The 20489-nt window shown below is 70.6% G+C and carries 21 protein-coding genes and 1 pseudogene; 12 read left to right on the top strand and 10 right to left on the bottom strand.

The annotated features are described in order from the left end of the window. Positions 1-142: 142 nt before the first annotated feature. Together QSK32_RS14145 and QSK32_RS14140 are read left to right on the top strand one after the other, a co-directional pair. Positions 143-1282 (top strand): sensor histidine kinase, encoded by a 1140-nt coding sequence (locus tag QSK32_RS14145; RefSeq protein WP_285472164.1) that lies wholly within the window; start codon positions 143-145, stop codon positions 1280-1282. Next, the gene (locus QSK32_RS14140) at positions 1279-1956 is read left to right on the top strand and encodes a response regulator (protein ID WP_285472163.1); all 678 of its coding nucleotides are present in this window, start codon (positions 1279-1281) and stop codon (positions 1954-1956) included. Before QSK32_RS14145 ends, QSK32_RS14140 begins: the two co-directional genes overlap by 4 nt. On the opposite strand, the gene QSK32_RS14135 is transcribed toward QSK32_RS14140, so the two are convergent. The 5 genes and pseudogenes from QSK32_RS14135 to QSK32_RS14115 all read right to left on the bottom strand — a co-directional run bounded on the left by QSK32_RS14135 (position 1953) and on the right by QSK32_RS14115 (position 6298). Beyond that, a complete protein-coding gene (locus QSK32_RS14135; RefSeq protein WP_045739743.1) occupies positions 1953-2639 on the bottom strand; it encodes an alpha/beta fold hydrolase in 687 nt (228 codons plus the stop codon). The two genes, QSK32_RS14140 and QSK32_RS14135, sit on opposite strands and share 4 nt — an antisense overlap. 122 nt (positions 2640-2761) lie before the next feature. After that, positions 2762-3565: a S1 family peptidase gene (locus QSK32_RS14130; RefSeq protein ID WP_083448686.1), complete on the bottom strand. Its 804-nt coding sequence runs from the start codon at positions 3563-3565 to the stop codon at positions 2762-2764. 92 nt (positions 3566-3657) lie between these two features. Continuing rightward, positions 3658-4527: an aminoglycoside phosphotransferase family protein gene (locus tag QSK32_RS14125; RefSeq protein ID WP_045739650.1), complete on the bottom strand. Its 870-nt coding sequence runs from the start codon at positions 4525-4527 to the stop codon at positions 3658-3660. Between the two features lie 24 nt (positions 4528-4551). After that, a pseudogene (locus QSK32_RS14120) lies at positions 4552-5874 on the bottom strand (M14 family metallopeptidase); the annotation flags it as partial. Positions 5875-6037: 163 nt separating this feature from the next. Further along, a complete protein-coding gene (locus QSK32_RS14115; protein ID WP_285472162.1) occupies positions 6038-6298 on the bottom strand; it encodes a hypothetical protein in 261 nt (86 codons plus the stop codon). A 282-nt stretch (positions 6299-6580) separates the two neighbouring features. Between QSK32_RS14115 and QSK32_RS14110 the strand changes: the two genes are divergently transcribed. Further along, positions 6581-6904, top strand: a complete 324-nt coding sequence (locus QSK32_RS14110) for a hypothetical protein (RefSeq protein ID WP_285472161.1) — start codon at positions 6581-6583, stop codon at positions 6902-6904. Positions 6905-6922: 18 nt separating this feature from the next. After that, positions 6923-7795, top strand: a complete 873-nt coding sequence (locus QSK32_RS14105) for a helix-turn-helix domain-containing protein (protein ID WP_353050971.1) — start codon at positions 6923-6925, stop codon at positions 7793-7795. A 7-nt stretch (positions 7796-7802) separates the two neighbouring features. Here QSK32_RS14105 and QSK32_RS14100 read toward each other — a convergent pair whose 3' ends face one another. Genes QSK32_RS14100 through QSK32_RS14090 form a run of 3 tightly spaced genes read right to left on the bottom strand, consistent with a single transcriptional unit; the run spans position 7803 to position 9881 of the window. Then, entirely contained in the window at positions 7803-7961 is a 159-nt protein-coding gene (locus QSK32_RS14100; RefSeq protein WP_285472159.1) for a hypothetical protein, read from the bottom strand. Next, positions 7954-8880 (bottom strand): oxygenase MpaB family protein, encoded by a 927-nt coding sequence (locus QSK32_RS14095; protein ID WP_285472158.1) that lies wholly within the window; start codon positions 8878-8880, stop codon positions 7954-7956. The genes QSK32_RS14100 and QSK32_RS14095 overlap by 8 nt, the downstream gene beginning before the upstream one ends. Further along, a complete protein-coding gene (locus tag QSK32_RS14090; RefSeq protein ID WP_285472157.1) occupies positions 8880-9881 on the bottom strand; it encodes an LLM class F420-dependent oxidoreductase in 1002 nt (333 codons plus the stop codon). Before QSK32_RS14090 ends, QSK32_RS14095 begins: the two co-directional genes overlap by 1 nt. Positions 9882-9922: 41 nt before the next feature. Here QSK32_RS14090 and QSK32_RS14085 point away from each other — a divergent pair, with 41 nt between their 5' ends. Further along, a complete protein-coding gene (locus tag QSK32_RS14085; protein ID WP_285472156.1) occupies positions 9923-10573 on the top strand; it encodes a GntR family transcriptional regulator in 651 nt (216 codons plus the stop codon). A 6-nt stretch (positions 10574-10579) separates the two neighbouring features. Here QSK32_RS14085 and QSK32_RS14080 read toward each other — a convergent pair whose 3' ends face one another. Next, complete coding sequence (locus QSK32_RS14080) at positions 10580-12019, bottom strand: aldehyde dehydrogenase family protein (RefSeq protein WP_285472155.1); 1440 nt, start codon at positions 12017-12019, stop codon at positions 10580-10582. A gap of 86 nt (positions 12020-12105) precedes the next feature. Between QSK32_RS14080 and QSK32_RS14075 the strand changes: the two genes are divergently transcribed. Next, positions 12106-13230, top strand: a complete 1125-nt coding sequence (locus QSK32_RS14075; RefSeq protein ID WP_285472154.1) for an acyl-CoA dehydrogenase family protein — start codon at positions 12106-12108, stop codon at positions 13228-13230. A gap of 446 nt (positions 13231-13676) precedes the next feature. Continuing rightward, the gene (locus QSK32_RS14070; protein WP_285472153.1) at positions 13677-14675 is read left to right on the top strand and encodes a phosphotransferase family protein; all 999 of its coding nucleotides are present in this window, start codon (positions 13677-13679) and stop codon (positions 14673-14675) included. Positions 14676-14686: 11 nt separating this feature from the next. On the opposite strand, the gene QSK32_RS14065 is transcribed toward QSK32_RS14070, so the two are convergent. Next, positions 14687-15649, bottom strand: coding sequence for an NADP-dependent oxidoreductase (locus tag QSK32_RS14065; protein ID WP_285472152.1), 963 nt, complete (start codon positions 15647-15649; stop codon positions 14687-14689). Positions 15650-15740: 91 nt separating this feature from the next. Between QSK32_RS14065 and QSK32_RS14060 the strand changes: the two genes are divergently transcribed. From QSK32_RS14060 to QSK32_RS14040, 5 genes are all read left to right on the top strand, one after another. Continuing rightward, positions 15741-16349 (top strand): TetR/AcrR family transcriptional regulator, encoded by a 609-nt coding sequence (locus QSK32_RS14060; protein ID WP_045739659.1) that lies wholly within the window; start codon positions 15741-15743, stop codon positions 16347-16349. 63 nt (positions 16350-16412) lie between these two features. Further along, positions 16413-17324 carry an LLM class flavin-dependent oxidoreductase gene (locus tag QSK32_RS14055; RefSeq protein ID WP_285472151.1) on the top strand — a complete coding sequence of 304 codons (912 nt, stop codon included), beginning with the start codon at positions 16413-16415 and terminating at the stop codon, positions 17322-17324. Between the two features lie 33 nt (positions 17325-17357). Next, entirely contained in the window at positions 17358-18254 is an 897-nt protein-coding gene (locus QSK32_RS14050) for a DMT family transporter (protein WP_285472150.1), read from the top strand. Then, positions 18251-19450: an MFS transporter gene (locus QSK32_RS14045; RefSeq protein WP_285472149.1), complete on the top strand. Its 1200-nt coding sequence runs from the start codon at positions 18251-18253 to the stop codon at positions 19448-19450. Before QSK32_RS14050 ends, QSK32_RS14045 begins: the two co-directional genes overlap by 4 nt. Beyond that, positions 19443-20435, top strand: a complete 993-nt coding sequence (locus QSK32_RS14040) for an alpha/beta hydrolase (protein ID WP_285472148.1) — start codon at positions 19443-19445, stop codon at positions 20433-20435. The genes QSK32_RS14045 and QSK32_RS14040 overlap by 8 nt, the downstream gene beginning before the upstream one ends. Positions 20436-20489: the final 54 nt, after the last annotated feature.

The following is a 20489-nucleotide window of genomic DNA, read 5'->3' as shown; positions in this document are numbered from 1 at the left end:
GCCCACCACGATCTCGGCGTCCCGGTCCGGTGGCGTCCGGCCGGCGCAGGCAGCCGTGTACCGCGGATGCGGTACGGACGGTGGTGACGGTTACTGCCGGAACAGGACGAGGTTCCCCGCTCGGCCGCATAGGTTCGGTGGCGTGCTGGAGAATCGCAGGGCCCTCGCGGGTGACGTGCTGCTCGCGGTCACGGCGTTCGTGCTGGTGCTGCGGCTCAACTACGAACTGGCGACCACCTGGACGCCGGGGCTGGCGGTGGGCGCGGCGGTACTGATGCTGCTGCGCCGGCACCGTCCGATCGGGGTGCTGGTCGTCGACGTCGCCGTCACGGCGGTGTGCATCCTGCTCGACCGTGCTCCGGCCGGCATGTTCATCACGGCCGGGGTGCTGGCCTACAACGCCGCGCTCTACAGTGCGCGGCGCCGGCCGTGGCATCTTGCGGCGGTCGCGTACGGGACATTCTGCATCTGTGGCACCATTTCCGTGGGTAACGCCTGGTGGACGTCCGCGCAGTTCGGACTGTTCGCGTTCGTCTTCGGGGGTGCGGGCGCGGGCGACTCGATCCGGATGCGCCGCGCCTACATCGCCGAGGTCACCGAACGCGCCCGGCAGGCCGAACTGACCCGCGAACAGGAGGCCCGCCGCCGGGTCATGGACGAACGCCTGCGCATCGCCCGGGAACTCCACGACGTCGTCGCCCACCACATCGCGGTGATCAGCGTGCACGCCGGGGCCGCCGACCACGCGCTGCGCGGCCAGCCGGACAAGGTGTGGCCGGTGCTGGCGCACATCCGGACCGCCGCGGACACCGTCCTCGAGGAGATCAAAGCGGTGATCAGTGTGCTCCGCGACGAGAACGAGATGGACAGCACCGAACCGGCCCCCGGCCTGGAACGCCTGCCCGAACTGCTCGACGCGTTGCGCGCCACCGGCTTCGAGATCCGCCACGAGCAGCGCGGACCGGAGCGGGAACTGCCGGCGGTGGCTGATCTGGCCGCGTACCGCATCGTGCAGGAGGCCCTCACCAATGCGCACCGCTACGGCACCGGCAGCGCCGTCCTCGACGTCGAATTCACCCCGTCGGCGGTCAGCCTGGAGATCACCAACCGGGTCGCGGCGCCGAGGCCCGAACGCGCCGGCTCCGGATTCGGCCTGCTCGGCATGCGCGAACGGGCCGCCGCCGCCCACGGCACCATCACCGCCGGCCCCCTACCCGGGGGACGTTTCCGGGTACGCGCCACGCTGCCGGCCGTGCCGGTCCTCTCCGAAAGGCCGTCATGACGATCCGGGTACTGCTCGCCGACGATCAGGCGCTCATCCGCGCCGGCTTCAAAATGATCATCGACGCCGAGCCGGGAATGGAGGTGGCGGGCGAGGCCGGCGACGGTCGCGAGGCGGTCACCCTCGCCCACACCAACCGGGTCGACGTGGTGCTGATGGACATCCGCATGCCGCACATGGACGGCATCGAGGCCACCCGGCTGATCTGCGACGATCAAAATCTTGCGGGGGTACGCGTACTGGTGCTCACCACCTTCGACAACGACGACAACGTGGTGCTCTGCCTGCAGGCCGGTGCAAGCGGTTTCCTGGGCAAGAACGTCGCACCCACCGACCTGGTCAACGCCATCCGGGTGGTGGCCGCCGGCGAGGCCCTGCTGTCGCCGAAGGCCACGAGAGGCCTGGTCAGCCGGTTCGTCGAGCAGGCCCGGACACCGTCGGCACCCCGGATGCCGGAACTCGACCTGGTCACCGACCGCGAGTCGGAGATCCTGGTGCTGGTCGCCCACGGCCTGTCCAACGACGACATAGCCCGCCGCCTGCACCTCTCACCGTTGACCGTGAAGACCCACGTCAACCGCACCATGATCAAGCTGAACGCCCGCGACCGCGCCCAGCTGGTCGTCATCGCCTACCGCAACGCCCTGCTCCACCCCGGCGACGCGCTGCCCTAGAGGAACTCGGTCACCGCGGCGAGGAAGTCGGCGGGCCGGGTGGCGTGGATCAGGTGGCCGGCGTTGATGGTGGTCAGGCGGGCGTCGCGGAGACGGGCGGCCAGCTCGGCCACGTCCGGCTGGGGGATCGGGCTGGCCGGGCCGCCGCCGATCACCAGGGTGGGGGCGGCGATGGCGGCCACCGTCGCGGACCAGAGGGCGTCGTCCGGGGAGTCCAGCTCGGGGCGGACCTGCTCCACCATCCGCCAGTCGAACGGCAGGTCGCCGGCCGGGCGGGCCGGGGGCGCGGCCGGCCGCGGGTGCGGGAACGGGATGTCCTCCACGACCAGGCGCCGGACCGTGGCGGGACGGGCCGCGGCGACCAGGCAGGCGACGAAGCCGCCCACTGAGTGCCCGATCAGGTCGAACTCGCCGATGTCGAGGACGTCGAGGAGCCCGATCACGTCGCGGGCCATCAACTCCACCGCATAGTCGCCGGGCCAGTCGCTCGCGCCGTGGCCGCGCAGGTCGACCGCGTACACCGTGCGCTCGGCCGACAACGGTGCAGCGATCGTGTCCCAGTCCGCGGCGGTCTTGCCGGTCGCCGGCAGCAGCACCGCGGGGACAGCGTTCCGGGAGGCGGCGGGCCACACCCGCAGCGCGAGAGTGAGAGAGTCGAGCGGGATCTTCCTGAGTTCCGGCATGATGCGATCGTCGACGGCGACCGCGCCGGGAACCAAGCGTTTAGGCCGACAGCAGACCGGGGGAGACATGACGCGGGTGTGGCGCCGGCAGCGGCACCACACCCGCGGAGTGGCGTGAGGCGTCAGCCGCCGAGGCTGGTGGCCGCCGAGCGGATCGCCGACGAGAAGTAGCTGACCTGGGTGTAGACGCCGGGCTTGTTCGGGCGGGCGCACCCGTCGCCCCAGCTGACGATGCCGACCTGGACCAAGCCGCTCGCACCGGTCCGGAACATCGGGCCGCCGGAGTCGCCCTGGCAGGTGTCGACGCCACCGGCCGTGTAGCCGGCGCAGATCTCCTCGGCGGCGATCACGTCACCGCCGTACATGCTGCTGGAGTTGCAGGTGGTGTCGCTGACGAACGGGACGGTGGCCTTGCGCAGGTAACGCTGCTGCGAGCCGCCCTCGGTGGCCGCGCCCCAGCCGGCGATGGTGAAGGTGCCCGAGTCGTACGCGGTGCTCGTCGCGATCGGCAGCGTGGCCAGCGTGGTGACCGGGCTGGACAGGCGGATGAACGCCCAGTCGTCGCCGTTGCCGTTGTAGCCGGGCGCCCGGTACACGTAGTTCGAGGTGCGGGTCAGGCGGCTGCTGGACTGCAGGTCGACCACGCCGAGGGTGGCGGTGATCGAGGTGTTGGTGCCGGTGGAGCCGACGCAGTGGGCGGCGGTGAGCACCAGGTTGGGGCTGTACAGCGCGCCGCCGCAGCCCATCGAGAGCCGCACCATGAACGGGAACTCGCCCTGGGTGGCCAGGGTGCCGCCGACGACGTACGGGGTGACGATCTCGTCGTCGTCCGCCGCGACGGCCGCGGTCGGTGCGACCAGGAGGCCCATCGTCGCCGCGGTGATCGCCGCGGCGGCCGTGGCCAGAAGGGTTCGCCATCTGTGCATCTGGTACTCCTCAGTCCGGTCGCGCCCGGTCGGGGCACGTCGCTGAGGGCAGCCTGACATTTACATCAGTAAATATAAATATCTCAGGTCGCTCATACCGCCGACGGATATCCGCCGAGCAGTCGCATCAGGGTGCGGCGCCCGATCCGGGACATCGTCGGATTGGTCGTCGCGTAGTACCAGACCAGGCCCATCGACTGCGCGAACGCCCATGCCCGCCCCCGGTCCCACTCCGCGTCGCCGCAGCCCAGGCGCTCCCGCAGCACCTCCCGCGGGCCGGATTCGAGCAGATGCCACGCACCCACCAGGTCCAGCGCCGGATCGGCCGGCCCGAAACCGCCGACATCAAGCACCCCGGCCAGACGTCCCCCGGCCACCAGCACATTGCCCGGCATCAGATCCTTGTGCGACATCACGTCGGGGTCCGGGCCCCGGGGCAGGTCACCCAGGGCATCCCACAAACACCGCAGATGGTGTACGGGTAAAAGTCGCTCGCTGTTGGCGAAACAGGTCTGCATCCACTCACCCTGGTCGGCGATGACACCCCCGCGTCCGCGGCCGTCGAAGGCGCGGCCGCCGGTGTCCACCGCCCGCATCCCGAGGATCAGCTCGGCAAGGTCCTCGGCGAACCCGGTCGACGCACCCGGGTCGTCGTCGGTGGCGATCGTCCCGGGCAGCCACGTCTGCACCGACCACGGGCGGGGGAATCCCGGACCGGGTTCGCCGACCGCCACCGGCGTGGGCGTGACGAACCTGGTGCGGCCGAGGAGCTGCTGTGCCGCGTACCCCTCGGCGTGAAGATCCTCGCCCTCGGCGAGCGGAAGGCGCGCCACCAGGCTCTCGCCCACCCGGAAGATGGCGTTGACCGTTCCGGCGGAACGGACCTGCCGCACCGGCAGGTCCGCCCACGCGGGGAACTGCGCCGCGATCAGATTCCGGACCGTCTGTTCGGTGATCTGCACGCGGCCATTATGTGGAGAGGATCAGCAGTACGTCGATTCCTTGCCGATCACCTTGTACGGGCAGTCGGCCACCTCGGCGACCCGCAGCGCGGCCTCCCGGTTCCGGGCGGTCTGCGCCGGGATCACGCTGGCCGGCGGGTAGAAGCCGCCGCCCGAGGCGCTGCCCGGGTACAGCTCGAAGGTGTACGCGAAGATCTTGTGCGTCCCCCAGAGCCAGTCGAGCGAGTCGCCGTCGGTGATGTAAAGGTCGCTGGACTGCTCCGGCGTGTAGCCGTTGGTTGCGGCCAGCTGCGTGCCGAACGTGGAGAACACGCTGTACTGGTCGGCGGTCATGCCGGTGGTGGTGTTCGCCGTGGTGTGCCCGAACGGCCAGAGGACCAGCTGCGAGTACGAGTGGAAGTCGATCGCCGTCTTGATCTGCTGGACGCCGCCGACCACCCGGCTGTTGACGAAGTTGCGGATGACCTGCGTCTCCGGCGCGGAGAACGCCGACGGCCCGCGGTAGGTCGCCGACGACGGGGCGCCGGACGAGCCGCCGCAGCAGCCCCACAGGTAGCCGTAGTTGCGGTTCAGGTCGGTGCCGACATAGCTGGAACCGCTGTTGGGCTGCCGGTTCTTGCGCCACGACCGGTAGCTGCCGGTGGCGACGTCGTACTCGGCGCCGTCCGGGTTCACCAGCGGGATGATCCAGATCTCGCGGCTGTCCACGATGCTCTTGATCCGGGTGTCACTCGCGTACAGGCTGGTGTACTGGGTGAGCAGGTAGAGCGCCTGCTCGACGGTGAGGTGCTCGCGGGCGTGGTGTGCCGCGTCGTAGAGGACCTCGGGTTCGCTCTCGTCGGTAGCCACGTTGTCCGAGATCTTCACGGCGACGATCTGCCGGCCCTCGTACGAGGTGCCGAGCACCTGCTTCCGCGCGATGGCCGGGTACGCGGCGACCGCGGCGTCGATCGCGGCGAGCGTCTCGGCGTAGTTGTGGTAGGCAGAGTCGGCCGGCGGGAAGTCCAGGATGCCGGCCTCGGGCTCGGCCTCCTGCACGGTGAAGCCGAGCCGCCGCAATCGGCTGACCTCGGCGCCGGTGGCGGTGACCGTGGCCACCCCGTGCTCGATGTTCTCGATCGCGGCACCGGACCGGGCGATCGTGTTGCGCTGCGCGAGCGTCCGCACGTCGTAGATCTCGAATTCGGCGGCGGGATCGGCGACCGGTTCCGCGGTCGCGGGGGAGGAGGCGCTGAACGCCCCGGTCACGCAGAGGGCGACCGCGGTGAGCACCGCCAGGGAACGCCGTCGTCTCATGAACGACCTCCGGAGTGGGGGAATGGTGCCCCCCACCCCACCATCGGGCATCGATGAACGGCAATGTATTAGGTCATGCCATTAGCCCCCTGTTCCGCACGTGATGACTGCCGGGAGAGGTGCCGGCGGCGGGCGGTGGCCGCAAGGCGCAGGGCGGGCCGGACGCGCAGTCTGCACCGGCTGTCAGCCGCGGCGAGCAGGGCCGGCGGTTCGATCAGGTGCTGAGGGCGGCAGCGACGACGAGTGCCAATGCCAGACCGAGGGTCAGAAACACGGCGGCCGTTGCGGCGATCGATTCCACGACGGCTCCGAACGGCCTGACGGCGCGCTTCATGAATTTGATCGCGATGATCAGGCAGGCGGAGGCCAGAACGAGAAGTAGTAGGGACTGGTGGTGCGGGAGCGGCAACTCTCGCAGGGGTGCTTCGATCATGTCGGCCACCTGGGTCGGGCGAGTGAGGGTTGATTCCAGCATCTATGCACGGTCGATGAATTTCCATCCGCATTCACAGGATGCGAATTCAGCCATGTATAAGTGCTGATCAGGAAGGTGGCAGGTTGGTATTCTGCAGTCGGCTATCAAGCGTTTTGAGCGCTGAGAAGGAGTTGCTGGCGCGCGGCCGGGAGGCAGGTGAGGCTGATGATGAAAATGAGTCCCCAAGATCTGAATAGGGAAGCTTGAATGTTCTAAGGTGGAAAGTTTTGGAGAAAGTGAGTTCGCGCTTGACGGTCACGCTTGAGTGAATAATATGTGTGCGTGACTCATCCGAACGGAGCGAATACCCTCCTGCTCGCGGCTCTCGTCCTTGTCCTCGCCGCCTGCGCTTTTCTTGCAGCCAAGATCGTCCTAGCGGCCCGCTCCGCCGCTTCCCCCGCGCCGCAGCCGTTTGCCCTGCGGCCCATCGCCAACGTCTGCACCGCGGGTTCCTGTCCGACGATCTACGAGACCGGCTCGGACCGGTTGGTGGTTCAAGGTTTCACGCTCTCGGCTCATCAGGCCGGGATCGACGTTCCTGACGGCGAGGCTCTCGTCGAGATCCCCGTCGAGCTACTGAAAGAGGCTTTGCAGAAGCTGTCCTGACCGGTCGAGTATTGGGGGGTGCCGATCATCGTGTCGCAAGGTGCCCCCCTTGAGCAGGAACCGGTCGGGGAGATTCTGGCCCGGATGCGGCGGGCTCAGGGACTCACCGGCGCCCAGCTGGCCCTGATGGTCGGGATGAGTCAGCCCAAGATCAGCCGTATTGAACGGGGTCGTGGTCTTCCCGATCCGGCGGACATCGGGCACATTGCACGGGCACTGGGAGCGACGGAGAGGGTGGCCCTGTCGCTGATGGACCGGGCGGAACAACAGCACGACCGGATCACCGACTGGCGGCCGACGTCGACCAGCCTCGCCAGCCGCCAGTCGGCGGTGGCCGCCTGGGAATCGTCGGTCATGGTCGTCCGGGATTTCCAGCCGGCGCTGCTGGCCGGCCTGTTGCAGACGAGCGGTTACGCCCACGCGGCGCTGCTGGCCTTTCAGCGGCTGTCGACCACCGGCATCGACGAGAGCGCCGAGACGGCCGTCGCGGCCGCGGTGACGGCGCGGATCCGGCGCCAGGAGATCCTCACCGATCCGGCCAAGTCGTTCGCATTCGTCTTCACCGAATCCGCCCTCCGTAACCGCATCTGCCCGCCGATCGGCATGCTGGAGCAGATCGAACACCTGCGTCGCCTGGCCGCCCGGCCCACCGTCGACATCCGCGTCATCCTGGACGACGCGTCGATCGAGGTGCCGCCCCTGCACGGCTTCACCATGCTCGACGACGACCTGGTGATCATCGACGTCTACAACACCGGGCTGACGTCGCGCGGGCGCAACGACGTCGAGCGCTACCGGCAGGTGTTCGACCTGTTCCAGGGCAGCGCCACCGGCGACCTGTCGCCTGTTCTCGACAAGTACCGGAAGCTTTACATCGGGCAGCTCGGATAGGGCGCCGTCAGTCCGGCGGCTCCACCTCGTCGCCGGTGACCGGGGCGGCGGGGTCGCGGTTCAGGTCCTCCACCGGCTTCTCCGGGGTCTCGTCGACGTCGGCGCCTCCGGGGCCGTCCTGGGTGGTGAACTCGGCATACTTCTGTTCAGGGTTGACGTCACTCATGATCAGGGTGGTACCCGTTGCCGGCCGGACGATTCCTCGTGTGCCGGAACTCGCCGGGCAGGTCGGGCGGCGGGGGCGGGGCGCCGAGGTCGGCGGGGGAGTAGCCCCGCGGATATCCGGGGTAGGTGCGGTTGCGGCTCTGCTGCGCCAGCACGGACCGCGTCCGCGGTGGAAAGTGGCGGACGATCCGGGCGCGGGCTTTCAGGGCGGCCTCGGCGGCGACGGTCAGCCAGCGCGGGGCGGCGTCGAAGCCGAACGCCCGGAGCATCCTCTCGTCGAGGAGGCTGCGGACACCGAGTCGCGCTGCCGGGCGCAGGAATCCCGGAAACCAGGACGCGAACAGGTCGACGGTGTAGGTGCCGACCACCCGGTTGTCCTCCGTGTACACGAAGTTCGCCTTCTCGTAGTCGACCTTGAAGTTTCGGAAAGCCTGATAAGTGTCGGGGATGTCGTGGATGCCCATCCGGGCGCCGACCTCGCGGTAATAGTGAAAAGCCGCCACCCGCTCGTGCGGGTGCAGCGGCCGCCAACCGAACCGCTCCAACCAGTCGATCGGGTCGTAGACGAACGTCGACAACACGTACAGCATGTCGTCGTTGGTGATCGCATAACGGCCGTGGGCGCGGTTCACCACCCGCAGCGCCTCCCGGCCGCGCGGCGAGTCGTACCCGTGGGCGGCGATCTCCGCCATCAGCAGGGCCGTGTCGTCGTAACGCTGCTGCGGCCGGTCGCGGAACTCCCCGGTCGCCGCCAGCAGCTTCGAGATGCTCGGCACGCAGTACGTCCGGAACAGCGCGAACTCCAGCGCCCGCGTGTAGTCCCACGGGAACTCGCGGCCCGCCGACAACCGGTAGATCTCCAGGTGGTCGTCGACCGGGTCCAGCGAGGCGATCCGGTCGCGGACGTCGTAGCGCCCCATCAGCCCAGCATCCCCTTCACCCGCTCCAGCAGCCGCTGCGGGTCGTCGCCGAGCGGGGTCACGTTCAGCACGGTCACTCCGGCCTGTGCGTACGCGGCGATCCGCTCCCGAACGTACGACTCCGGGCCGATCAGGCTGGTCGCTTCGAGCAGTTCGGCCGGCACCGCGGCGGCCGCCTCCTGTTTGCGGCCGGCCAGGTACAACTCCTGGATCCGGTCGGCTTCGGCCGCGTACCCGTACCGGCTGATCAGATCGTGATAGAAGTTGCGGTCCTTCGAGCCCATCCCGCCGACGTAGAGGGCGATCTGCGGCCGGGCCAGTTCGCGCAGCGCCGTCACGTTCTCGCCGATCGCCAGCGGACCGCCGGCCACGATCTCCAGCGGCGGCAGCCCGGCCGGCCGGTGCTTCAGCGCGTCACCCCACACCTGCCCGGCGCGTTCCGGCACGAACAGGAACGGCAGCCATCCGTCGGCGATCTCCGCGGTCATCCGGACGTTGGCGTCACCGAGCGCGGCCACGTAGACCGGGATCCGGTCGCGTACCGGATGGGTCAGCATCTTCAGTGCTTTCCCGCGGGGCGGCAGTGGAAGCTGGTAGAGGCCGTCGTGCGTGACGATCTCCCGGCGCCAGACCGCCCGGCAGATCTCGATGATCTCCCGGGTACGCGCGACCGGCCGGTCGAACGGGACACCGTGCCAGCCCTCGATCACCTGCGGCCCGGACGCGCCGAGTCCGAGGAGCGCCCGTCCGCCGGAGAGCGCGTCGAGGCCGGCCGCGGTCTGCGCGATCAGCGCCGGGGTCCGGGTGTACAGCGGCAGGATCGCCGATCCGATCTCCAACCGTTCGGTACGGGCGGCCAGATAGCCCATGATCGTGGCGGCGTCGAACCCGTACGCCTCGGCCACCCACACCACGTCCAGGCCGGCGCGTTCCCAGCCGGACACCTGGTCGGCTGCCGTCCGCGGGTCGCCCGCGTACATCAGTGTCGTGCCCAGCCGCATGATCAGCCTCCGTACTTTTGATATTTGATAGCGTCGGTCCGATGGATCGCCCGCAACTCTCCGAAGAGGTCGCCGGTGTGCTGCGCGGCCGCATCATGGCCGGTGAGCTGCGGCCCGGCAGCCGGATCCGCCTCGAGGAGGTGGCCGCCGGCCTCGGCGTCAGCATCACCCCGGTGCGCGAGGCCCTGCTGACGCTGCGCGGCGAGGACATGGTCGAACTCGAACCCCGCAAGGGGTACGTGGTCGCACCGCTCAGCCGCCAGGACATCCTCGACGTCTTCGGGCTGCAGGGCGACATCGCCGGTGAGCTGGCCGCCCGGGTCGCGACCGCGGTCACCGAGGCGCAGCTGGCCGAGCTGACCCTGGCCGACCGCGCACTGGCCCGGGCGACGAAGGCCCGCAAGGTCGCCGAGATCGAACGGCTGGAGTTCGAGTTCCACCGCGCGGTCAACCGGATGGCGCAGAGCCGCAAACTGAGCTGGTTCCTGCACGTGGCGACCCGCTACACCCCGGCCCGGGTGTATTCCGCGGACCCGGCCTGGCGGGAGTCGATGCGCGGCGATCACGAGACGCTGCTGGCCGCGTTCGGCGCGCACGACGCGGCACAGGCGCGGTCGGTGATGGTCCGGCACTTCACCGACGGCGCCGAGCACCTCGTCAAACACCTCGACGACCTGGGCATCTGGGCGTAGCGACGGTCATCGGGCGTGCCGCAGCCGGAACAGGCGCAGCGCCCGTTCCATCACCTTCGGGTCGCGGTCGAGCCGCATCAGATCCATCGGCGGCGCGAACCGCTGCCGGGTCACCGACTGCGCCCGGGAGAACTCGCGCAGCCCGTCCGCGCCGTGGACGCGCCCGAACCCGGAGTCGCCGATCCCGCCGAACGGCAGCGACGGCACGCTCGCGAACCCCAGCACCGCGTTGATCGACGCGGCCCCCACGCGCAGACGCCGGACCGTCTCGGCCGCTGCGCGACCATCGCCGGAGAAGATCGCCGCGGCCAGGCCGTACTTGCTCTCATTGGTACGCGTGACCGCATCGTCGACGCTGTCCACCGGATTGACGACCACCGTCGGCCCGAAGGTCTCCTCGGTGACGGCGGTCGAGTCCTCCGGCACCTCGGTGAGCACCACCGGGCTGATGAACGGCGGGGTGATCGATTCCGGTCCACCGACCACCGCCCGGCCACCCTTCGCGAGGGCGTCCTCAACATGCCGGCGGACGATTCCCGGCTGTTCCGGGGTGGTCATCGGACCGTAGGGGACCTCTCCCGACACCAGAGCACTGAGCCGGGAGAGGAACTCGGGATAGACGCTGCGGACCACATAGATCCGCTCGACACCGGCGCACGTCTGGCCGGCGTTGCCGAACCCGCCGAACGCGGCCGCGCGGGCCGCCGCGTCCAGGTCGGCGTCCGCAGCGACGATCATCGCGTCCTTGCCGCCGCCCTCGACGACCAGCGGCGTCAGCGTCTCGGCGCAGGCCGCCATCACCCGGCGGGCGGTCGCGGCCGACCCGGTGAACGCGATCTTGTCGACGCCGGACCGGCACAGGGCCGCCCCGGTCGTGCCGTCGCCGACCACGGTCTGCAGCACCGGATCGCCGGCCCAGGCGTCGGCCAGCCACGCCCCGACGCCGGGAGTGTGCTCGCTCGGTTTGAACACCACGGCGTTGCCGGCGGCCAGCGCGTACGAGATGGAGCCCAACGGCGTGTAGACCGGGTAGTTCCACGGGCCGATCACCCCGATCACGCCGATCGGGTGGTATTCCAGCGTGGCGGCGTGATTGGCGGCCAGCAGACCACTGCTGACCTTGCGGCGCCCCAGGACACGGCCGGCGTTGCGGGCCGCCCAGTCCAGGTGCTCGACGGCGAGCATCACCTCGAGGATCGCGTCGGCCCGCGGCTTGCCGGTCTCGGCCGCGACGATCGCCGCCAACTCGTCGACGCGGGCGGCGATCGTACGTTTGAAGCGGAGAAGACGGTCCCGGCGCCCGCGGTGACCGAGCGCGCCCCACCGCTGGGCGGCGTCGCGCCCCCGGGTGACCGCCGCCGCGACCTGGTCCGGCCCGGCGACCTCGTATTCCGCAAGCACCTCGGCGGTTGCCGGGGACAGCGACTGAATGTGTGTGCTCGTCATCGAGACCCCTCACATTTGATATTTGATATGTTACGTTCGCTGTCAATGTCTCCTCCCACCAGCACGAACCTTCGGATGGTGACGAAATGACGGTCGATCTCTCCGACGAGCAACGGGCCTTCGCCGAAGCCGTTGACGACTTCTGCCGCCGCGAGGCCGGCACCCGGGCACAGCGCGGCGACGAGGCCCACCACCCCGGGCTGTACCGCAAGATGGCCGACCTGGGATGGCTCGGCGTCACCGTCCCCGAGCAGTACGGCGGGGCCGGCGGCGCGATGGCCGACACCTGCCTCTTCCTCGAACACGTCGCCTACGGACAGGCGCCGATCGGCGGCTTCACCACCTCCGCCATCGTCGCCGCGGCCGTGGAACGCTCCGGCACCGAGGAGCAGAAGAAGACGGTGCTCGGCGGCACCGCATCCGGCCGGGTCTTCGCCATCGCCATGTCCGAACCGGAAGCCGGCTCCGACGTCGCCAACCTAGCCTGCCGCGCCGTCCCCACCGACGACGGCTACGTGATCAACGGACAGAAGACGTGGTGCTCCAACGCCCACATCGCCGACGCGATCCTGCTGGTCGCCCGTACCTCGGGCAGCGCCGGCGACCACGCCGGCCTGACCATGCTGCTCGTCCCGGCCGACTCACCCGGCCTGCGGATCAGCGGCATCGACACGATGGGCGGCCGCGAGGTCAACGACCTCTACTTCACCGACTGCGCGGTCCCGGCCGACGCGGTCGTCGGCACCGTCGACGCCGGCTGGCAGCAACTGATGGCCGGCCTCAACGTCGAACGCCTGATGCTGGCGGCCCTGATGCTCGGCACCGCCCGGAGGGCCTTCGACGACACCATCGCGTACGTGAAGGAACGCCGGCAATTCGGCCGCCCGATCGGCTCCTTCCAGGTGATGCGCCACCGTGCCGCCGACCTGGCCACCGAGATCGAATGCTGCCGCCTGCTGGTCCGGCACACGGCCGCCCTGGTCGACCGGGACCCGTCGACGGTGCTGCCCCGGGAGAGCTCGATGGTCAAGCTGAAGACGACCGAGGTCGCGCGGCAGGTGGCGCTAGCCGGCATGCAGATGATGGGCGGCTACGGCTACGCCACCGAGTACGACATGGAACGGTACGTCCGGTCCACCCTGGTCTCCACCATCTACGGCGGCACCAGCGAGATCCAGCGCGAGATCATCGGCAAGACGTTCGGCCTGTAGTCTCCATCGACGACCCTCAGCGACAGGGATCAGGCCGTCGCCCGCGAGGCCGGGATCATCGTGTACGCGGGGCGGCTGATCCTCGACGCGCAGCCGCCAGTGGACGACGACACCCTCGCGGCGGTGGCCCGCCGTTGTGCCGGAACACCGCCCGGGGGCTGGTCTCGTTGCGGCGGACCGGTTTCGGTGGTCGCGTCGAGTGGCGTCGCGTCGAGTGACGTCGCCTCGAGTGACGTCGCCTCGAGTGATGTCGCGTCGGGCGGTGTTGCGTCGGGTTCGGGCGTTCCGGGTGGGCGTTTGTGGCGGCGGGCTGAGGTCCTCAGAGGAATTGCCGAGCGCTTCGATCCGGGCGGGCATTAGGATCTCGCGTCGGGTGGGGCATGCCGCTTCGTGGCCACCCCACCTTCGTCCCCGGGCAGGCCGGTGACCTGACGGGAGGGGCGAGCATGAGCCGTGCGTTTCTGCAGCTGGAGGATCTCCACGATTTCGCGGCCGCGCAGTTCGGTTCTGAGCGACGGCTGATCCGCGTGGACCGGCTCACCGGCGGCACCAAGAAGGGCGTCTACCGCCTGCACCTCGACGACGCGACAACCGTGATCCTGTACGTGTGGGCGCCTGACGAGAGCTACTGGCCGACCTCGTCGGTGGTGCCGGACGACCCGTTCACCGACGCGTCGGGCTCCGAGCTTTTCGCCGTGAGCCACGCGGCCCTCACCGCAGCGGGCGTCCGGGTCCCCCGGCTGCTCACGATGGACCGCGAAGGTCGCCATCTCGGCACCGACATCGCCCTGGTGGAGGACGTGGGCAGCCTGAGGCTGGAAACGGTGATGGAGACCGACCCGGCCCGGGCCGCCGGTCTGCTGACCGACCTCGGCGCCACCCTGGGCCGCATGCACACCACCACCGGCCCGCGCTACGGCAAGGTAGCCGAGGTGCAACACGCCGAGGAGCGCGAGAGCACGTCTGTGCAGCGGCTCGCCGAGGACGTGATCGTGGACCGGGCGCTGCTGCACCTGGACCTGACGGCAGCTCGTGAGGAGCGGCTCGCGGCGGCGCATGGGCAGATCGCCGCACACGTGCGGGAGTTGCGCGCCGCGGTTCGGCCCCGCCAGGAATACGGCCTGGTGCACGGGGAACTCGGCCCTGACCACGTGTTCGTCACGCCGGCGGGGGAGCCGGTGCTGATCGACTTCGAGGGCCTGGCCTGGTTCGACGTCGAATGGGACCACGCCTGGATCGAGATGCGTTTCGGCGACCGCTATCCGGATCTGAACCCCGTCGCGCTGGACCCGGACCGGATGGCCCTCTACCGTTACGCCCAGGTGTTGTCGCTGATCGAGGGCCCGCTGCGGATCGCAGACACCGACTTCCCGGACCGCGACTGGATGCTGTGGCTGGCCGGCCTGAACATCGAAAAGGCCCTCGCCGCCGTCGCGCCCCTCTGACCCACGGGCCTTCACGGGATGACTATCTGTTTGCCGAGGGTGTGGCGGGTGGCCAAGTCGGCGTAGGCGCGTGGCCCCTCATCCAACTCGTAACGCCCGCCGACGGTAGGGCGGAGCAGGCCGGTGCCGGCCAACTCGGCGACCTCGTGCATGCCGCCCAACGCGCCCTCGCTGTCGAGCACCAGTTCGGCGGTCACGTCGTTGCGGCCGATCAGGTCGGGACGCGGCGCCGGGAACGTGACGGAGAAGAGACGGCCACCTGGGCGGAGGGCCGCGGCCGCCCCGTCCAGGCGGTCGCCGGGCAGGACCAGGTTGAGGACGACGTCGGTGCCACCGGGGTAGTGCTCCGCACCGTACGGAATAAGGCGGGAAGCGCCGAGCCCGCGCAGGATGCCGGCGTCAGGCGGGGTGGCGGTGGCGATCACCCGGGCTTTCGCGTCGGCCAGCAACGGGATCAGGGCGGTGCCGATGCCGCCGGTGGCGCCGATGACCAGCACTGTCTCGCCGGGCTGGATCGCGGCGCGGATCAGGAGCGCGCGGGCGACGAGGCCGGCGGTGCCCAGGGCGGCGGCGTCGGCGGGGTCGAGGCCGGGCGGGCGGTGGGTGATGAACGGTGTGTCGGCCTCGACGACGGCGAACTCGGCGAGGGTGCCGGAGCCGAGGGAGGGGCGGTGGCGGCCGGCGATCGGGCGCAGCGCCCGGGGCATCGCGTGGCCGAAGATCTCGTCGCCCGGCGTGTAGGCGGTGACGTCCGGGGCGACCGCGGTGACGGTGCCGGCGAAGTCGGTGCCGAGGGTGTGCGGGAAGGTCAGCTCGGCCACCGCCCGCAGGTCGCCCGCCGCGATCCGCAGGTCGGCCGGGTTGAGCGCGGCGGCTGCTATCCGGACCTGGAGCTGCCCGGGCCCGGGAACCGGCGTGGGAATGTCGGCCACGGTGAAGGGCGAGCCGTAACTGGTGGCGATCACTGCGCGCATCGAGAAACCCCCGGTAAGCGGACCCTGCGGTCATGTTAGGGTCAGGCTAGTCCTAAGCGGACCGGCGGGTCAACTTCTTTAGACTGGGGTGATGACGAGTGATCGACCACTACGTGCCGACGCCGCGCGCAACCGGGCCCTGCTGCTCGCCGCGGCCGAGGCGGCCTTCGCCGAGCGTGGCATGGACGTCTCGGTCGCCGACATCGCACAGCGCGCCGGCATCGGCAAAGGCACCGTCTTCCGGCACTTCGCCACCAAGGACGACCTGCTCGCCGAGGTGGTCCTCGATCGGGTCGGCGTGCTGATCCACACCGGTCAGCGGCTCCGCGACGCGGCGGATCCGGGCGACGCCCTCCTGGAGTTCCTGACCATCGCGGCCGAGCGTCAGCAGCGCGGCGACCTCTCGGTGCTGCGTGACGCGCACCCGGTCAACGACCGGCTGTCCGGCGCGCGCCTCGCGATGAACGGCGTGATCGAGGTGCTGGTGGACCGCGCCCGCCGGGCGGGGGCGATCCGTCCCGACGTCACCGCGGCCGACGTGGTGCTGCTGATGTGCGCCCCCGGGCACGTGGCGAGTTTCGCCCCGGACGCGGGGCCGGATCTGTGGCGCCGCTACCTGGCGATCATCTTCGACGGCCTGCGTCCCGCGGGCGCGACGCCGTTGCCGGTGCCACCACCGGACGCCGGCGTCACTCCGTAAGGAGGTCTCTGCCGTCCGCAGAAACATTTCCGGGACGGAGCACGCCGGTGGAACTCTCGGGCGGTGACTTCTTTCTCCCTGCAGGCCGTTCCGCAGGACGCCGCGAGTTGGAAAGCTCTCGCCGTCCGGTGTGAGGAGGCGGGCTTCGACGCCCTGCTCGTCCCCGACCATCCGGGGAGTTGCGCATCGCCGTTCGTGGCGCTCGCCGCCGCGGCCGCGGTCACCTCCCGGATCGGCCTCGGGTCGAACGTGGTCAACGCCGGGGTCCGCGAGCCGATCCTGGTCGCCGCCGACGTCGCGACGCTCGACGTGATCTCCGGCGGGCGGGCCCGGCTGGGCGTCGGCGCCGGGCACACGCCGGCCGAGTGGCGGGCGGTCGGCCGGGAACGTCCCGATGTGGCCGGCCGGGTCGCCCACTGTCTGGCCTTCACCGAGGCGGTGCGTGCCCTGCTCGACGGAGAACCGGTGCGGGGTGGCGGGCTGGACGGAGAACCGGTGCGGGACGCCGTGCTGGAGAAACCGCGACCGGTGCAGGCACGGATCCCGCTGACGCTCGGGACCGCCAACTCACGGATGCTGCGCTGGGCCGGTGAGCACGCCGACGTCGTCGGGCTCACCGGGTTCGGACGGACGCTCGAGGACGGCCACCAGCACCAGGCGCGATGGCGGCCGGACCAGATCGAACGGCAGATCGAGCAGGTCAGGACCGGTGCCGCCGGGCGGGAGACGCCACCCGAGCTGGAAGCGCTGGTGCAGATGGTCGAGATCACCGACGACGCCGAGGGGGCTGCCGCACCGCACGCCGAACGTCTCGGCATGTCGGTCGCCGATGCCCTGGCGGTGCCGTTCGTGCTGATCGGGACCGCCGGCGAGATCCGCACGAAGATCGCGCGGAACGAGGAGCAGTGGGGCATCACCCGGTACGTCGTCCGGCAACCCGCCCTGGAGTCGATCGCCGAGTCCGTTTTCCGCTAGCGCGGGACGGGCGGGAGGGGGTTGGCTGAGGGGATGCCGGAGAAACGGGCGCTCGCCGCCGCCACCGTCACCGTCGTTCTGTGGGCGTCCGCCTTCGTCGGGATCCGAGCGGCCGCGCCGCACTTCGCGCCGGGGTCGCTCGCCCTCGGGCGCCTGCTCGCCGGATCCCTCGTCCTGGTGGTGTTCCTGCTGGTCAGCAAGCAGGGGCTGCCACCGCGGGCGGCTTGGCGGGGCATCGTCATCTCCGGGGTGCTGTGGTTCGGCGTCTACATGGTCGCCCTCAACTGGGGTGAGCAGCTGGTCGACGCCGGCACCGCCGCGATGCTGGTCAACGTCGGCCCGGCGGTGATGGCGCTGCTCGCCGGCTGGCTGCTCGGCGAGGGTTTCCCGCCTCGGTTGCTGCTCGGCATCGCGGTCTCGTTCGCCGGGGCGGTGGTGGTCGGCGTCTCGATGTCCGGCGGCGGCCGGTCCTCGGTCCTCGGCGTGGTGCTGTGCCTGGTCGCCGCGGTCACCTACGCCGCCGGGGTGGTCGCGCAGAAACCCGCTCTGCGGTACGCGTCCGCGCTGCAGGCCACCACGTTCGGCTGTGTGATCGGCGCGGTGGCGTGTCTGCCGTTCGCCGGTCAGCTGGTCCACGACGTCGCCGAGGCACCGGCCGGCGTCACGCTCAGCGTCGTCTACCTGGGGGTCTTCCCGACCGCGGTGGCGTTCACGACGTGGGCCTACGCGCTGGCCCGCACGACGGCCGGGCGGATGGGTGCGACCACCTACGCGGTGCCGGTCGTGGTGATCCTGCTGTCCTGGGTGTTGCTCGCCGAGGTCCCCGGCTGGCTGGCGCTGGCCGGTGGCGCGTTGTGCCTGGCCGGCGTCGGGGTCTCGCGGTCCCGGCCACGGGTGCGTCCGGTGGAGGCGGCGCCTGCGTCGCGATGATCGCGGTCCGGGTCACGCTGGTCGCGCTGACCCTGTCCACGTTCACCTTCGTCACCACCGAGACGTTGCCGATCGGGCTGTTGCCGCTGATCGCCGCGGACGTGGGTGGCAGCCTGTCACAGGCCGGTCTGCTGGTCACCGTGTACGGCCTGGTCGTGGTGGTGGCCTCGGTCCCGCTGACCCGGCTCACCCGCCGGTTGCCGCGGCGGTCGCTGCTCTGCGGCCTGCTGACCGTGCTGATCGCCGGCAACCTGGTGTCCGCGCTGGTCGACGGCTACCTTCCGCTGATGGCGGCGCGGGTGGCCACGGCGCTGAGCCATGCGCTGTTCTGGGCGGTGGTCCCGCCCGCGACCGCGGCTCTGGTCGAGGCCCGGGAGCGCCCGCGCGCTCTCTCCTTCCTGTACGCCGGAGGCTCCGTCGCCGGACTCGCGGGCGTCCCGGCCGGCACCTGGCTGGGCCAGCAGACCGGTTGGCGGGTCGCCTTCGGGGCGCTCGCCGGGCTCGGCGTACTCCTTCTGGTGGTCGTGGTGGCAGTGATGCCGCGGGCGCCGATCGGCGAACGGGAGACGGCGACCGGCACCGCCCCGGACGCCGGACGGTACTGGGCGATCATCGTCTACACCGCGCTCGGCGTCGGTGGCGCGTTCTGCTCGTTCACCTATGTCAGCCCGTTCTTGACCGAGGTGGCCGGCCTGCCCGAGTCCGCTGTCGGCGGTCTGCTGTTCGTCCGCGGTGTCCTCGGCGTGGGCGGGGCGTTGGCGGCGGGTTACCTGGTGGCCCGCAACGGGTGGCTGACCATGACCGGGGTGCTCGGTGTGCAGACGGTGGTGCTGGCGGTGCAGTGGCTGTTCGCGAGCGAGCCGGTGCTCGTGGTGGCGTCGCTGGCGGTGTCCGGGTTCTGCCTGACGCTGATGGCCTCCGGTCTGGGCGCCCGGGTGCTGGAGACCGCGCCGGACAGTTCGGACATGGCCGCGGCCGGCGTCTCCACCGCGTTCAACGTGGGGATCACCGCGGGTGCGTTCCTGGGTGGGGTGCTGATTCCGGTCGGCGGGGTCCGGGTGACGCCGCTGGCGGGCGCGGCACTGACAGTGGCGGCGTTCGCGGTGGTACTCCTGGAACCGGTCGTCTCCACCCGGCGGCGCCCGGCGTTGGTCACGGCGACGGACACGACTGATCAGGAGACCGCCGATGGGTGAGAGCGCACGAGCCGGCGCGACCGTTCTGGGGTACGCGATCCGCGTACTCGGAAAGCTGCCGCGACCGGCGCGACGGGCGGTCCTCGGCCGGGCCACCGCGGGGGAGTTGCCGCCGGTGCCGGATTACGTCCGGATGATGGAGATCGCCGGCGACATGCCGGACACCGGTCCGACCGACGGGGAGTTGTTCGCGCGGTTCCCGGAGCTGGCCGCTGTCGAGGTCAGCGAGCCGGCCGCCGGGGTGCCGGCCCGGCTGTACCGGCCGGCCGGGGAGTCAGGCGCCTCTACGCTGGTCTGGGTGCACGGCGGCGCGTTCGTCGGCGGCAACCTGCGGATGGCCGAGTCGCACTGGGTGGGTCTGGCGCTGGCCGCGCGGGGCATCCCGGTGCTCGCACTCGACTACCGCAAGGCGCTGCACGGTGTCCGGTTCCCGGCCGCCTCCGACGACGTGCTGACCGGCTGGACCTGGGCGGTGGAGAACCTGCCGGCGGATCATCTGCATCTCGGCGGGGCGAGTGCGGGCGGCAACCTGGCCGCCGGGGTCGCCAAGCGCCTGCGCGACGGCGCCGGTCCGCTGCCGGCGTCGCTGGTGCTGGCCTATCCGGTGTTCCACGCCGAGCTACCGGAGTGGAACCCGACTGCTCTCGCGGCGATCCGGGACAACCCTGGGGTGGTCTACTTCTCGCCCGATTGGGTCCGCGACATGAGCCGGCACTACGCGGGCGACGCGAAGATCCTGGAGGACCCCTATGCGTTCCCCGCCAACGGTGATGCCGCGGGCACCCCGCCCACGATCATGCTGAACTGTGAGGCGGACACGCTGCGCAGCTCCGCGCAGGTGTGGGCGGAGCAGCTGCGGGCGGCCGGGGTGACCGTCGCCGAGCATCAGGAGCCCGGCGCGGGCCACGGATGCCTCGGTGAGCCGTTCTCGGTGGCCGGTCAAGCGATGCTCGACCGGATTACTTCCCACCTGCGGAGGTGGTGATCACCACTGTCATTCTTCTTGAGGTTTCAACATCGGCGGACGATGCTCGTCTGT

This window comes from Actinoplanes sp. NBRC 101535 (assembly GCF_030269225.1).
GTDB lineage: Bacteria > Actinomycetota > Actinomycetes > Mycobacteriales > Micromonosporaceae > Actinoplanes > Actinoplanes rectilineatus.
Note: the sequence above shows the minus strand (reverse complement) of the source record. Positions and strands in the feature narration are given on the sequence as shown.

Coding starts and splice junctions, on each gene's coding strand:
- QSK32_RS14140 (WP_285472163.1), top strand. CDS start 1,279: ATGACGATCCGGGTACTGCTCGCCGACGATCAGGCGCTCATCCGCGCC.
- QSK32_RS14135 (WP_045739743.1), bottom strand. CDS start 2,639: ATGCCGGAACTCAGGAAGATCCCGCTCGACTCTCTCACTCTCGCGCTG.
- QSK32_RS14130 (WP_083448686.1), bottom strand. CDS start 3,565: ATGCACAGATGGCGAACCCTTCTGGCCACGGCCGCCGCGGCGATCACC.
- QSK32_RS14115 (WP_285472162.1), bottom strand. CDS start 6,298: ATGCTGGAATCAACCCTCACTCGCCCGACCCAGGTGGCCGACATGATC.
- QSK32_RS14100 (WP_285472159.1), bottom strand. CDS start 7,961: ATGAGTGACGTCAACCCTGAACAGAAGTATGCCGAGTTCACCACCCAG.
- QSK32_RS14095 (WP_285472158.1), bottom strand. CDS start 8,880: ATGGGGCGCTACGACGTCCGCGACCGGATCGCCTCGCTGGACCCGGTC.
- QSK32_RS14090 (WP_285472157.1), bottom strand. CDS start 9,881: ATGCGGCTGGGCACGACACTGATGTACGCGGGCGACCCGCGGACGGCA.
- QSK32_RS14085 (WP_285472156.1), top strand. CDS start 9,923: ATGGATCGCCCGCAACTCTCCGAAGAGGTCGCCGGTGTGCTGCGCGGC.
- QSK32_RS14080 (WP_285472155.1), bottom strand. CDS start 12,019: ATGACGAGCACACACATTCAGTCGCTGTCCCCGGCAACCGCCGAGGTG.
- QSK32_RS14075 (WP_285472154.1), top strand. CDS start 12,106: ATGACGGTCGATCTCTCCGACGAGCAACGGGCCTTCGCCGAAGCCGTT.
- QSK32_RS14070 (WP_285472153.1), top strand. CDS start 13,677: ATGAGCCGTGCGTTTCTGCAGCTGGAGGATCTCCACGATTTCGCGGCC.
- QSK32_RS14065 (WP_285472152.1), bottom strand. CDS start 15,649: ATGCGCGCAGTGATCGCCACCAGTTACGGCTCGCCCTTCACCGTGGCC.
- QSK32_RS14060 (WP_045739659.1), top strand. CDS start 15,741: ATGACGAGTGATCGACCACTACGTGCCGACGCCGCGCGCAACCGGGCC.
- QSK32_RS14050 (WP_285472150.1), top strand. CDS start 17,358: ATGCCGGAGAAACGGGCGCTCGCCGCCGCCACCGTCACCGTCGTTCTG.
- QSK32_RS14045 (WP_285472149.1), top strand. CDS start 18,251: ATGATCGCGGTCCGGGTCACGCTGGTCGCGCTGACCCTGTCCACGTTC.
- QSK32_RS14040 (WP_285472148.1), top strand. CDS start 19,443: ATGGGTGAGAGCGCACGAGCCGGCGCGACCGTTCTGGGGTACGCGATC.